This is a genomic window from Candidatus Collinsella stercoripullorum, assembly GCF_027669965.1.
GTDB lineage: Bacteria > Actinomycetota > Coriobacteriia > Coriobacteriales > Coriobacteriaceae > Collinsella > Collinsella stercoripullorum.
The window spans coordinates 1-14,038 of sequence record NZ_JAQECM010000001.1 but is presented as its reverse complement, the minus strand read 5'-3'; the positions used below and the strand labels follow the sequence as shown (position 1 = coordinate 14,038).

Below are 14,038 nucleotides of genomic sequence, written 5' to 3'. Positions count from 1 at the left end.
ACGGCGTCCCCGGCCGCGCAGCTAACCGCGCCAGAACGCGATGGCGATCTGCGTTCGGTTCTTGAGCTGGAGCTTCGTCAGGATCGAGCTGATGTGGTTGCGCACGGTCCCCTCGCTCAGATACGCCGCCGCGGCGATCTCGCGGTTGTCGAGACCCTCGGCGATGAGCCGGGCCACCTCGAACTCGCGGTCGCTGAGGCATGAGAAGCCCGCGGGGCGCGCGGGTATCTCCTCATCCGCCGGGGAACCGTCTCCTGCGCCGCCCGGACCGCCCCCGTCGGCGCGGACCAGGCGCTCCTCGAGGTCGCGGTTGCGGTCGAGCAGGTCCCAGGTCCGCACCGTCATGTCGTCCCGCAGCCGGTGCAGGGTGTCCAGGCGGGCGAGCAGACGGTTGGTGCGCGCCGAGAGCAGCGCCCCCGCGGCGCAGGATGCCGCGGTGAGCGCCGCCGCCGCGACGCTCGGCGACCAGAGGGCGAGCGATGCGGCGAGCGCAGCGCCGGGTGCCGCGGCGACGGCGTGCCCGAAGCCGCCGCGGTGCAGCTCGCGCATGGCGTCGTAGCAGGCGAGCGGCAGGAAGGCCGCCCCGCAGGGGGAGACCAGCGCCGTCGCGCACAGAAGGACCGGCGCCGCCGGCCGGATGCGGTCGGGGAGGGCTTCGGCGAGCGCGCCGGCGCATACGGCGACGAGTGCGGTCGAGACGCAGGCGGCCCCCGCCGTCCCCTCGGACAGGGGGACGGTCCCGCCCCATCCGCCCAGGGCGAGCCCGGCGAGGCAGATGGCGAAGACGATGAGCTTGTCGATCGTGCGTTCCATGCGACCCATGGTATCAGACCGCGTCGGCGCCCGGTCCGTGCGGGAATCGTCCGACAGGCGTCCTATCTGCGGAAATGAAAATCATGACATTTGTCACTGGCGTTTCCGCCTCCGATATCCCAGCATAGTGCCAGCGTCCGTCCGGTGCGGCGCGCGCCCGTCCTCCCTGACGGGGCGCGCTCGCCGGCGCCCATCCAGGAGAGGGGCGCCCGAAGGGAGGAACCATGGACATCATCGCGGTCGAGGGGCTCGTGAAGCGCTACGGCGACCTCATCGCGCTCGACCACTTCGACCTGAACATCGCCCCCGGCGAGATCTTCGGGCTGCTGGGTCCGAACGGCAGCGGGAAGACCACCGCCATCAACTGCATGCTGCAGCTGCTCTCCTATGACCGCGGCTCCATCCGCCTGTTCGGCGAGGACATGACGCCCGTGCGCTACGACCTGAAGCGCCGCATCGGGATCGTGCCGCAGCAGGTGGCGGTGGTCGAGGAGCTCACGGTTCGCGGGAACATCGACCTCTTCTGCTCCCTGTACGTGCCCGAATCCCGCCGCCGGCGCGCGCTCGTCGACGAGGCGATCGAGTTCGTCGGCCTCGAGGAGTTCGCCTCGTTCCGACCCAAGAAGCTCTCGGGCGGCCTGCTCCGCCGCCTGAACATCGCCTGCGGCATCGCGCACAAACCCGAGCTCATCTTCTTCGACGAGCCGACCGTCGCGGTGGACCCGCAGAGCCGCAACGCGATCCTCGACGGGATCGCGGGGCTGCGCGATGAGGGGGCGACCGTGGTGTATACCAGTCATTACATGGAGGAGGTCGAGCGGATCTGCACCCGCATCATGATCATGGACGGGGGCCGGGTGCTCGCCCAGGGCACCAACGACGAGCTCAAGCGCATGGTCAAGACGGGCGAGCGCATAGAGATCGAGGTGGCCGAGGTGCCGCAGCAGGTCATCGCGCGCCTGCGCGCCCTGCCGCACGTACTCGAGGCGGGGCACGCGGGGCAGATCCTCACCGTCCGCTGCGAGGCGAGCCCGCACAACCTGACCGACGTGCTCGGCGTGCTGGGGGCTGCCCGCCTGACCCTGGGGCGCGTGTACGCGGAGCCGCCGACGCTGAACGACGTCTTCCTTGAGCTCACCGGCCGTGAGCTGCGCGATTAGGAGGCAGTCGTGGGCAGTACCTTCAAAGCGACGCTCGTCGCGCTCCTGCGGACGCCGGCGGCGCTCATCTGGACCCTCGCGTTCCCCGTGCTCATGGCGACGCTGTTCGTATTCATGTTCTCGAGCATGCGCAGCGACGGCTCGATCGATGCGGTCCCCGTCGCCGTGGTGGCGGACGAGGCGTGGGACGCATCCCCCTTCGCGCAGGTGGTCGACGCGCTCGCCGGCGCGGAGGGTGCCGGCGACGGCTCGGTGTCCGACGGCTCCGCCGCTGCGGACCCTGACGACGGGTTCGCCCTGCTCTCGGTCGTCCGCGCCGACGACCGGCAGCAGGCCGAGGAGCTGTTCGAGTCCGGCGAGGTCGACGGCGTGTTCTCCGTGGACGCATCCGGTGAGGTCTCGCTGACCGTGGCTTCCAGGTCGTCGGCCGCCCGTCAGCGCGACCGAGGGGGAGCCTACGGCGTGAACCGCTCTATCCTCGAGTCGATCGCGAGCTCGTACGCGCAGTCCCGCGCGCTGATCGAGCGGATCGCCGAGGAGGATCCCGCATCGCTGTCCGACCCTGCGGCGGTGGCGCGCGCCCTATCCCTCTCGGCGGACTCGGAGCGCATCTCGCCCACCCGCGGGACGCCCGACGACACCATCCGGTACTATTACGCGCTGCTCGGCATGGCGGTCATGTTCACCGCCCAGCTGTCTGTGATCGCCGTGGCGTCGCTGCAGCCCACGGTCTCCATGACCGCGGCGCGGCGGTGCGTGGCCGGTGTGAGCCGCATCCGCCAGCTCGCGGGCGCCCTGCTCGCCTCCTGGCTTTTGGCCTTCGCCTTCCTGACCGCGGCGTTCTTCTACATCCGCTTCGCGGCGGGGATCGACTTCCAGGGGCGCGAGGGGCTGTGCCTGCTGGGGGTCGCCGCGGGCTCCTGCCTGGCGAGCGGTCTGGGCGCCCTGATCGCCTCGCTGCCGTTGCGCGGCGGAGTGTCGACCGGGTCGGGCATCCTGACCGGTCTCACCTGCGTGCTCTCGGTGTTCGCGGGGCTCTACGGGAAACCGGTCATGGAGCTCGCCGACTCGATCGCCCGCGCGGTGCCCCTGTCCACCTGGGTGAATCCCGTACGGCTCGTCTGCGACCTGTTCTACAGCCTGTACTACTACGAGTCGCTCGCGCCCTTCGCCGCGCGCCTGCTCGCCTGCCTGGCGTTCGGTGCGCTGCTGTTCGGCCTCGCGGCCCCGCTGTTCCGGAGGCAACGCCATGCGCATCTTTAGGACCGCCCTCTCCATAGTGTTGAGGCATCCCATCTACCTCGGCGTCTACGTCCTGTTCCTCTCGGCGATCGGGTCGTTCATCACGGGAAGCGCCGTGTACGTCGACGAGGCCGCCGAAACCTACGAGCCCGCGCGGGCCAGTATCGCCGTGGTCGACCGGGACGACTCCGAGCTCTCCCGTGCGCTTCGCGATCACCTCGCCACCCAGAACGATGTGGTCGATGTGAGCGACGAGTCCTTCGCGCTGCAGGACGCCTTGGCGACGAGCCAGGCGAACGTGGCGGTCGTGGTGCCCGAGGGGTTCGGGGACGCGCTGCTCGACGCGGCGCGCACCGAGGGCGACCTGCCTTCGATCGAGGTGGCGTACGGCGGGTACACGCAGGCTGCGGCGCTGGCGGAGCAGCAGGCCCTGCGCTGGGTGTCCCTCGCGGGGGCCGCGGCGGCGCTCGAGCCGGACGCGGACATGGGTGCGGTCGTCGACCTGGTCGCCGATGCATCGGGAGTGCGTGCGGACATCCAGGTGGAGGCCGGCGAGGTCTCCTATGGAGCCGCCTATCCGTTCCAGTCCTATCTGAGCTTCACCACCTACACGCTCATGTGCTCGGTGATCGTGTGCGTGGGCCTGGTCTTCTCCAAGATGTCCGCGCCCGACCTGCGGAGCCGCATGCTCGGCTCGCCGGCGCGACCCCGCAGGGTGAGCATGCACGTCTTCTTGGCGTGCCTGGTGCTGACGGTGGCGGTGTGGGTCGTGGCGAGTGCGTTGGGCCTTCTGTCCGGGGGCTTGCGGATCGCCGTCGTGGCTCCGGCGCAGGTAGCGCTCGCGTTGGCGTCCATGCTCGTGTTCGCGCTCGTACCGCTGTCGCTGGCGTTCACGCTGGCGCAGCTGGGCGTCACGGAGGATGGCCTGAACGCGCTCGGCAACATCGGGGGCATGGTGATGTCGTTCCTGGGCGGGGCGTGGGTACCCCTCTCCCTCATGGGGTCCGAGGTGCAGGCCGCGGCGCGCTTCTCGCCGGCGTTCTGGACGAACGAGGCGGTGTCCGCCGCGCTCACGACGCCCGTCGTCACGGCTGACGTGCTGGCTCGCGTAGGGGGCGGGATGGGTGTGACCGCGCTGTTCGCCGCGGCGATCGCCTCGATCGGGCTTGCCGCCACCCGCAAGCGCTAGGCGGAGCCGTTCCGAGGACGGGGCGGTCCGCGCAGGGCCGGTCGGCGTCGTCGTCGGAGGTGCTGGTCCCGTCGGGTGGGGTGCCCGCGCGCGGGTCGGTCCGCTCCGTGGCGAACGGCGTGCTGTCCAAGTGCGAGGCCGCCGCCCTGCCCCGCCGGCTCGTGAGGCCCATCCCGTCCCGATTCGGCCGTTCGCGCCCGTCTCATAGGCAGGGCCGCCGCGCAACGGCGTGCCCGGGCGTCGATCGCGGGCCCCGTGCCCCCCCCTTTTTTCGTTCGTGTTCTGGTTCATGGCGCATTTTCGCCGTTTGGGGGAGGGTCGCCCCGCCCCGCCGGCGGTCGATGAGCCCGCGCCGCCCCCGCTGTGCGCTCGAACTCCCGTGCATGTCCGTTTACAACGGACCTGACGGTCAAGGCGGACGCGCTGGGTGGCTCTTGCGGCGCCACGCGAGGGCAGCGCCGACGGTCGGTCGGCTCTTCGGGCCCCGGGCGCGCTCGTCTGGGAGGATGACCCTCCCCCAAACGGCGTTCCGCTGCCATGAACCGGAAAACGAACGACGCGGCCCCGGTCCGTAGCCGCCGATGCGAGGAAATCGAGCGGCGCGGCCGGTGCGGGCGCGACAAAGCGGCGCCCCGCCGCGCGGACGGCGCGGCGGGGCACGTTGAGGAAGGGGATCTATCGAGGCCCGGTCCCCCGGATGGCGGGGTGTCTGCTGCAGCAGGCGGGATGCCGGGTGCAAAAGGCGGGGTGCCGGCTGCCACAGATGGGCTTCCGACTGCAGCGGGCGGAATACCGGCTGCAACGAGAGGGGTGTCTGCTGCAGCAGGCTGAATACCGGGTGCAAAAGGCGGGATGCCGGGTGCTACAGCTCCTCATCCTCGTCGATGGGCTCACCGGTTCCGGAGGCTGCCGCCTTGAGACGGGAGATGATGCCCGCGGCGCCCAGGGAGGCCGCTCCCAGCGCGGCGCTCAGGCCGCCGAGCAGGCCGGAGAGGTCGCCGGTCTGCGGGAGGGGCGAGCCGGAACCCTTGTCCTCGCCCGTGCCGGACCCGGAACCGTCGCCGTCACCAGTGCCCGAACCGGACCCGGACCCGGTCCCGCCGCCGGAGCCGGTCCCGTCGCCATCCGCCTCGAAGCTCCATGCGCCGGTCACGACCGTGTCCTCCTCGATGGCGAAGCCGTCCTCATGGTCCCAGCCGGTGAAGGTCCAGGTACCCGAGACGCCGTCGCGCTCGCCGGCGACCGTGGCGCCCGCGACGGGGGAAGCGGGCAGCGACACGGTGTCGCCCGCGGCGTACGCGGTGCCGTCGACCGGGAGCTCGACGCCGCTCGGCGCGTCGCCGGCCCACGCGTAGGTCACCGTGAAGGTCTCCTCCTCGGAACCCGGGGCCACCGGGAATCCCGCGGCGAGCTCGGCCACGCGCTCGCTCGAGGGCGCCTTGCTCCAGATGCGCGCCGAGGCGATCTTGGCCCCCTCGCGGATGAAGAGGTCGCCGCCGCCGTCGGGCGTGACGTCGGCGCCGACGTAGAACGCGCGGGCGCCCTCAGCGGGCACGACCATGCCGCCGCGCGCGTCGAGCTCCTCCTGCAGCTTGCCGTCCAGGTAGAAGCGCACGGTCCCGCAGCTGTAGACGCCCATCGCGTGGTGCCAGACGCCGGTGCTCACCGCTCCGGCGGGCTTGGGGGTGCCGGAGTCGACGGAGTTGAACCAGAACGCCATCTTGCCGCGCGTGTCGGCGTTGCCCGCGACCTCGAGGCCGTCGCCGGCGACCTGCTGGTTGGACAGGAAGCACTGGTCGGCCTGGTCGTCGGCGACCAGGAACACGCACTCGAGCGCATGCTCGTTGCCCAGGTAGGCGTAGTCGTCCTCGGTGAAGCGGAAGCCGAACGCGCTCGCGCCGTCGCCCTCGAAGACGGTCTTCCCGAGCGTCTCGTCGACCGCCAGCGCGGCGCCCGCGGCGAGGTCGGTGCGGACGGCCTCGTGCCCGGCGGCGTCGGCCACCGCGTCGGCGGAGCCGGCGACGGAGAAGTCGACGTCGAGCAGGCGCTCGGGCGCCGGGGCGAGCTGGGCGGCGGCGTAGGCCGTCGAGACCTGCGAGGTCGTCATGGCATAGGGGAACAGGCGGGCGAGGGCCACGCGGGTGCCCGCGGCGCAGCAGATCTCGGGCATGTTGGAGCTGCTCACGTCGGATCCCACGTAATAGCGCTTGGGGCTCGGCACGTTCAGGCGGCCCGCCGCCGCGCTGTCGGCCAGCTCGCCGTCGACGTAGAGCGCGACGGTCTCGCCGTCGTAGGTCGCCACGGCGTGCACCCAGCGGCCGGTCTCGACCGGCGTGCCCAGGATGACGCGTCCGCCCTCGCCGTTGTACCAGAACTCGAGGTTGCCGTTCTCCACCTCGAAGCCCGCGCCCGCGCTCTGCTGGTTGGAGAAGACGCACTGGTCGGTCTGGTTGTCCACCAGCTTGAACAGGCACTCATGCGTGGAGGCGCCGGCGAACTGCTCGTAGTCGTCGGCGTCCAGCAGGTAGCCCCAGCCGGTCTCGCCGTCGGCCTCGAGCGCCTGGTAGCCGAGCTCCTCGTCCTCCACGAGGCCCATGCCCTGCTCGCGGTTGGGCGTGTGGCCCATCGCGTCGACCGTCTCGCCGGAGCGGTAGTCGATGTCCAGGATCGCGCGCGGGCGCTCCGGCGCGCTGCCGGTGGTGAAGGCGGCGCTCACGATCGGTGCGGAGGTCGAGTTGGGCGCCGGCTCGGTCGCGTCGGCCCAGGTGCCGGAGCCCTCGCTGCCGGCCTCCTTGTTCCACGAGGTCTGGGCGAAGACGCTCATGGTGTAGGTGGTCTGCGCGGCAAGCCCCTTGACCAGCACGTTCCAGGTGTCGCGGATGTAGGCCGCCGGACGGTAGTAATCGGAGAAGACGCGCTTGACCACCTGCGCGCCGTCCTCCGCCTTGGCGACGAGCTTGTACTCGTGCACCAGGTCGAGGCCGCTGTCGCTGCCGGGCCGGGCGGACGGGAAGCTCACGGTCGCGGAGGTGTTCGTGACCTCGCCCACGGTCACCTGCGCGCCCTCGGGGAAGCTCGGCGCCGCGGTGGACTCGCGGGCCGAGGTGTAGCGCCAGGTCTCGGTGTCGGACAGGTTGCCCTGCGCGCGCACCATGCTGGGGATGTCGAGCACCCACGGGTCGTACAGGTAGACCGTGCCCTCGCCCTCGACGCGGCTGCGCACGAGCGAGACGCGGTACACGCGGACCGTGTCATCCTCCATGACGTCGACGATCACGCACTGCGAGGCCTCCTGGATGCTCTTGCCCTCGGTGTAGGCGTCGGAGGTCTGCGGCGGGACCGAGGCGCCGTCGCCGGAGTCGGGGTCGACCTTGCCGGTCTCGTTCTCGTAATAGGCGCCGATGGTGGAGTCCTGGATGGCCGTGAAGCCCAGGTCCTGGCTGATGGAGCGCTCGTCCTCGAGGGTGGCGTGGCTGTGGCCGGAGACCTGGATGAGGTTGGGGTAGCCGCCCATGAGCCGGGCGAAGTCCGTGTCGCTGCCCTGGCCGAAGTTGCCGTGCCACTCGGGAGAGGTGTAGGAGGTCCCCTGCATCTGATGGTGGGTGAGCACGAGGAACGGCTCGCTGCTCCCGCCGACCTCGTTCTCGAGCTGCTCGACGAACCAGTCGTAGTTGGGCCGGTAGTCGCCGTCGCTCGCCCCGCGCGGGCCCATGGTGATGACCTTGACGCCGTTGACGTCGACCACCTTGTTGGCCTGCTGGCCGGTGTAGGTGGCGAAGCGCTCGGGCGCGGCGGACACGCCGGGGTCGTAGGTCTCGTGGTTGCCCTGGCACAGGATCATCTGCGTGCGGCCCGCCCCGCCGTTGTAGCCGACGTTGTGCTCCGGGTCGTCGATGAGCTCCATGAGGTGCTCGTACTGCTCCGTGCGGCCGTTGTCGGTGATGTCGCCCACAAGGCAGAAGGCGTCGAGCTGCGGGTCGAGCGCGTAGATGGTGTCGAACGCGAACTGCAGCTTGAGGTCGGCGTCGCGGCCCTCGGTGCCGCCGATGCCGCTCTGGATGTGCAGGTCCGACCCGATGAGGAAGCGTGCGCGCACGCCCTCGCGGGAGAGGCCCGTGTCCTGCGCCCAGGCGATCGAGGGGCTGAGGGCGCCCTGCGCGGCGAGGCCGAGGCCCGCGGTCATGACGAGCTTGATGAACCCGCGGCGCGAGACGCCCGAGGTCTGCTGCTGTTCCATAGCTCTCCTTTCGTCATTGGATGAAGCGGGTGCCCGGGCCCCTCCCCGCAGCAGGGGAGGTCGGGGAGGGGTGCGGGCAACCCTGCTGTTTATCCCATGCGGCCGTCATAGGACGATGCCGCGGCGGTCATCGTTGCGTAAGCGCTCGGGTCCCGTATGTCATGAAACGGTGATGAGCCGAGGTGGGGCATGGCGGTCGGGTCGGGGCCCGCCGTCGGGGTCGGGCGCATCTGGCGTCCGCACCGCGGCGGTCGGGACCGCCGGCACCGCGGCGAGGCTGCCGCGGGCCCGTGGCGGAGCCGGCGCGGCGTCCCTCGGGCGATATCCGCTTGACGTGGAGCGAGCTCGAACCCCTACAATGCGGTACGCCTGTTCCCAAGAAGAAAGGACGCCACATGTCCGAGACCCCCGCATCCGCCGCGCCTGCCAAGGTCTACTTCGCCGACCTGCGCAGCCACGGCCGCGAGAGCCAGGTCGACAAGCTCAAGCGCCTCATCCGCCGCGCCGGCATCGACCAGATCGATTTCGACAACAAGTTCGTCGCCATCAAGATCCACTTCGGGGAGCTCGGCAACCTGAGCTTCCTGCGGCCCAACTGGGCGCGCGCCGTGGCCGACGTGGTCAAGGAGCTGGGCGGCAAGCCCTTCCTCACCGACTGCAACACGCTGTACGTGGGCAGCCGCAAGAACGCGCTCGAGCACATCGACTGCGCCTATCAGAACGGCTTCACGCCCTATGCCACCGGCTGCCATGTGATCATCGCCGACGGCCTCAAGGGCACCGACGAGGCGCTCGTGCCGGTGAAGAACGGCGAGTACGTGAAGGAGGCCAAGATCGGGCACGCCCTGATGGACGCCGACATCGTCATCAGCCTCACCCATTTCAAGGGCCATGAGCAGGCCGGGTTCGGCGGCTGCATGAAGAACCTCGGCATGGGCGGCGGCAGCCGCGCCGGGAAGATGGAGCAGCATGCGGCCGGCAAGCCGAGCGTCACCGCGGAGTCCTGCATCGGGTGCCGCTCCTGCGAGCGCATCTGCGCGCACGGGGCCGTCAGCTTCGAGGGGACGCGCGAGCGCGAGCTGGCGAGCGGCAAAGTCGTGACCGTGCCGGTGGCGAGCATCGACCACGACCGCTGCGTGGGCTGCGGCCGCTGCATCGGCGCCTGCAACCAGGACGCCATCGAGCCGGATTACAACCAGGCGGTCGACGTGCTCAACTACAAGATTGCCGAGTACACGCAGGCCGTGGTGCAGGACCGTCCGAGCTTCCACATCTCGCTGGCCATCGACATCTCGCCCAACTGCGACTGCCACGCGGAGAACGACACGCCGATCGTGCCCGACCTGGGCATGTTCGCGAGCTTCGACCCGGTCGCCATCGATCAGGCGTGCATCGACATGGCGCTCGCGGCTCCCGCCCTGCCCGACACCGAGCTCACCGACATGCGGGCGAAGCTCGAGGCCGCCGGCGGCGTGCCCGAGCGCTGCGAGCACGACCACTTCAACATGACGCATCCCGATACCAACTGGCGCTCGATGATCGAGCACGCCGAGAAGATCGGGCTGGGGACGAGCGATTACGAGCTCGTCGTGGTGAAATAGCCTGCGCGGAGCGGCCGTCTGGGGAGACTCGGGCGGCCGCTCGCCATCTGCCGGCGCGGACGGGCGCACCCGTCAGGCGGACCGGGCGGTCGAGCCGTCTGCCGGATGCACCGGCAGCCAGCCTAGCTGTCCGGGTCGTCTGCCGCGGGTCCCGTCCCCAAGAGCGGGCCCGTTCTCGGATGCGCCCGTCCCCGGCGGTGGGAGCCGCCCTCGACGGCAGGGCGCGTTCCGGCACGTGACGGCTGCGCCCCATGGATTCGAGGATAATATCACCCACTCCATCGGATATATTGGGTTCGTGCGTGCCGGCTGAGGTGCGCCGGGTCGGGTCTTCACTATGCGATGACGGGGGTGTTGCGTATGCGCGCAGTCCATAGGATGATAGGGGCCGTCGCCGCGCTGGCGCTTGCGGGCGCGGTTCCGGCGATCGGCTACGCCGCCGAGGAGGGGTTCCTGCCGCTCGGGTTCGGCGACGGGTCGATCGAGGCGGTCGAGGAGACGTCGTCGGAGGCGCAGGAGCCCCAGCCGATACCGGGGCGGGCGCTCGTGCTCTACCGCGTGGGCGAGGAGGCCTCGTCCGGCGCCCGCTTCCGCAGCGCGCCCGACGAGGCCGCCCCGCTTTCCGACGCCGGCTTCACGGTGGCGGAGACCTGGGACTTCTCCGTGGTCGACGAGCAGGTCGACGCCCGGACGCTCTCGCGCAGCCTCGGCGCCGACTCCTCCGACGCCGACGGCTCCGCGGTCCCCACGGGCGAGGACGTCCGCATCGCGCTCGTGGAGCGCGCGGGCGCGGACCCCTGGGACCTCGTCGCGGAGCTCGAGCAGGTCGACGGCGTGATCGCGGCCCAGCCCAGCTACGCCATGGGCGTCGCCTCGACCGGATCCACGGCCGACACGCTGACCGGCTGGCAGTACTCCCTCTATGACGACGACGCCGGCATCGACTTCGACGCGGTCCTCGAGCAGCAGGTGGACAGCGACCCCGACGAGCAGATCGTCGCGGTGGTGGACACCGGCGTGGACGCCGCCAACCCCGACCTCGCCGACCAGATGTGGCACAAGCCCGCGGGCCTCGACGCCCTCCCGGGCGAGACGGGGGCCATCGGCTACGATTTCGGCGAGATGGACGACGACCCCGCGCCCGGGCCCTCGATGGCCGACTCGCACGGCACGCATTGCGCGGGCATCATCTCCGCCACCGCGAACAACGGGCAGGGCATCGCCGGCGCGGCTGACACCAAGATCATGGCGCTCAAGATCTGCCCGGACGGCACCAACGGCGGGTTCTCGGACGTCGGCGTCATCAACGCCTTCCAGTACCTCGTCGCCGCGCGCCTCGCGGGGCTGAACGTCGTGGCCGCCAACTGCTCGTGGCATACGGGCGCCTACAACCCGGTGTTCGACTACCTCATCAACCAGGCCGGGCGCCTGGGCGTGGTCTCGCTCATCGCCGCGGGCAACAGCGCGCTCGACACCGCGGGCGATGCCTCCGTCGGCACGACGGTCGGCATCGAGAGCCCCTATGCGGTCGTCATCGCCGCGAGCAACGACCGAAACGAGCTCGCCACCTACTCCAACTGGAACGAGACGCAGGTGGACATCGCCTTCCCCGGCTCCAACATCATCTCCACGGTGAGCACCTCCGCGGCGAGGAGCTTCTTCAGCCCCCGCATCGCGCACGACCACGGCGAGGACCTGCTGTACTACCATGACTTCTCCGACCTCGAGACAGCGCCGCAGAACTACCGGGTCAGGCTGCTCGACCTCGTGAACGAGGAGGAGATATCCCCGGAGGGCATCGTGACGCTGGAGCCGAGCGAGGTCCACGGGGAGCCGGCGCTCCAGGTCACCGTCGACCCCTCCCGCCTGCCCGAGGGCACCGTGCTGAGCCAGTACCAGATCATCGTCGGGTGGCAGATGGAGAACCCGCTGAAGGGCTCCGACCTCACGGCCGAGGACCTCGGGCTCTCGGTCACCCCGTACGTCGTCTCCTCCACGGTGCCGCGCGACTTCGAAGCGGTGGTGTACCCGTCGGCCAACTCCTCGGAGCTCGGCTACCTTACGGATACGCGGGCGAACCTCATCTTGGCCAAGTACGACAACTATCAGATCTTCGATACGGCGATGTCGGCGGTCGACGCCGAATCCGACACGCTGACGGGGACCGTCGCCCTGCAGATGGGGGCGGGGGCCTTTCAGGAGCCGGTGGTCATGCGGATCTCCGGCTACGGTATCGGCAAGATCGCGGGCGAGGATTCCGATTACGCGCCGTACGCCCTCATGAGCGGCACCTCGATGGCGACGCCGCTCGCGACCGGGTCGTTCGCGCGCCTGGCCGACCTCTATCCGGACGAGTCCCCGCTCGAGCTGCGCGGCCGCCTCGTGGGGGCTGCGGAGGACATCGAGCCCACCTACGACGCGCAGGGCGGCGAGCGCCTCACGGCGACCGACGGCCGCTTCAGCTTCGAGACCGCGCTCGACGACGACGGCCTGAGCGCCAACACCTGGTCGATCGAGGTCGATCCGGCGACCGGCGCGGCCGAGCTGCACGGGCGCGCGCTCGACGACGCGGCGCTCACCGTGGACGGGGCCGAGGTCACGGCGGAGGCTTCGGAGGACGGCTCCGCGCTCTCGTTCACCCTCCCCGTGGACGCGCTCGACGGGTCCTCGCACCGCTTCGACGTGCGGGACGCCTCAACGGGCCGGACCCACCGCGCCTCCTATACGGTGCCGGCCGCCGAGGATGACCCCGCCGCGACCGCGCTCGTCCGCGAGCTCGACCTGCCCGCGGGCTTCTCGGGCGCGCCCCTCATCGCCGCCGGCCCGGACCGCCTGTTCCTGTCCGATCAGGCCGGCACCTGCCTGTACGCGCACCCCTGGCCCGCCAGCGAGGGCGACACCTGGACCGAGCTCCCCGCGCCGCCGACGTTCACCGGCAGGGGCGAGGCCGACGGCTGGGACACCCTCGACACGTACGCCTACTTCGACGGTGCCCTGTACGCGGTCCGCACGCTCGCCCTGGAGGCCGATCCCGCGAGCGGGGCGGGCACCGTGGGCGTGTTCGCGGCGCGCTACGACATCGCCGCGGGCGCATGGGGCCCGGTCGAGCGCGCGGGCACGCTGACGTCCGCCGTCGACGAGAGCACCGTCGGCATCCGGGCGGTCGCCCACGACGGCGCCCTGTACGTGCTCGCCTCGGCCCCGATCTCCGCGGAGGGCGCCGGGGAGGGCCTGGTATCCGGCCAGACCGTCGTGCGCATCGACGCGTCCGGCGCGATGACCGAGCTGCCGTGCGCCACCGATGCGGCGGGCGTCCTCAGCTGGCTCTCCCTCTCCGAGAGCGACGGGGAGCTCACGGCCCTGGTGTGCGAGCGCACGGGCGAGACCTTCCGCGTGCTCACCTGGGACGAGGGCTCGTCCTCCTGGCGCGATGCGGGCGCCGTCGCCGGGGCTCCCGACCTGACCGATGTCGAGGTCGACAACCTGCTGCGCTGCGTGCGCACGGCGACCGAGGACGGCTGGGTCCTCACGGGTCGCGCGTTCGGCGCGTCGGGCGACACGGCCCTGATCGCTCCCGACGAGGACGGGACCTGGACGTGGACCGGCTTGGGCACGCTCGGGACGAGCGCGTCGGAGGGCATCGCGGTCGCAAGCTCCGCGATGGCGGGCGGCGACGTCCTCTTCGCCGGCGCGGACGGAGCGTCGGACGGGGCCTCGGGCATCTGGAGCCTGCCCGACGACCTCGCCGCGCGGGCGGGCACCCTCGCGCGCACCGCGCGGGCGACGGCCGCGTCCG

The 14,038-nt window shown here is 71.0% G+C and carries 7 protein-coding genes; 5 read left to right on the top strand and 2 right to left on the bottom strand.

The features are described from left to right. Positions 1-21: 21 nt before the first annotated feature. Positions 22-813, bottom strand: a complete 792-nt coding sequence (locus PHA29_RS00035) for a helix-turn-helix transcriptional regulator (protein WP_270847361.1) — start codon at positions 811-813, stop codon at positions 22-24. A gap of 224 nt (positions 814-1,037) precedes the next feature. On the opposite strand from PHA29_RS00035, the gene PHA29_RS00030 reads away from it, so the two are divergent. The 3 genes from PHA29_RS00030 to PHA29_RS00020 are packed head-to-tail and all read left to right on the top strand — an operon-like array spanning position 1,038 to position 4,404. After that, positions 1,038-1,973, top strand: a complete 936-nt coding sequence (locus PHA29_RS00030) for an ABC transporter ATP-binding protein (protein WP_270402940.1) — start codon at positions 1,038-1,040, stop codon at positions 1,971-1,973. A 9-nt stretch (positions 1,974-1,982) separates the two neighbouring features. Next, positions 1,983-3,236, top strand: coding sequence for an ABC transporter permease (locus PHA29_RS00025; RefSeq protein WP_270847360.1), 1,254 nt, complete (start codon positions 1,983-1,985; stop codon positions 3,234-3,236). Beyond that, complete coding sequence (locus PHA29_RS00020) at positions 3,223-4,404, top strand: ABC transporter permease (protein WP_270847359.1); 1,182 nt, start codon at positions 3,223-3,225, stop codon at positions 4,402-4,404. Before PHA29_RS00025 ends, PHA29_RS00020 begins: the two co-directional genes overlap by 14 nt. Positions 4,405-5,266: 862 nt before the next feature. Here the strand turns inward: PHA29_RS00020 and PHA29_RS00015 are convergent. Beyond that, a complete protein-coding gene (locus PHA29_RS00015) occupies positions 5,267-8,641 on the bottom strand; it encodes a LamG-like jellyroll fold domain-containing protein (RefSeq protein ID WP_270847358.1) in 3,375 nt (1,124 codons plus the stop codon). Between the two features lie 395 nt (positions 8,642-9,036). Between PHA29_RS00015 and PHA29_RS00010 the strand changes: the two genes are divergently transcribed. Together PHA29_RS00010 and PHA29_RS00005 are read left to right on the top strand one after the other, a co-directional pair. Further along, positions 9,037-10,242: a DUF362 domain-containing protein gene (locus PHA29_RS00010; RefSeq protein ID WP_270847356.1), complete on the top strand. Its 1,206-nt coding sequence runs from the start codon at positions 9,037-9,039 to the stop codon at positions 10,240-10,242. 360 nt (positions 10,243-10,602) lie between these two features. After that, on the top strand, positions 10,603-14,038 hold a 3,436-nt coding region (locus PHA29_RS00005), incomplete at its 3' end, for a S8 family serine peptidase (RefSeq protein ID WP_270847355.1).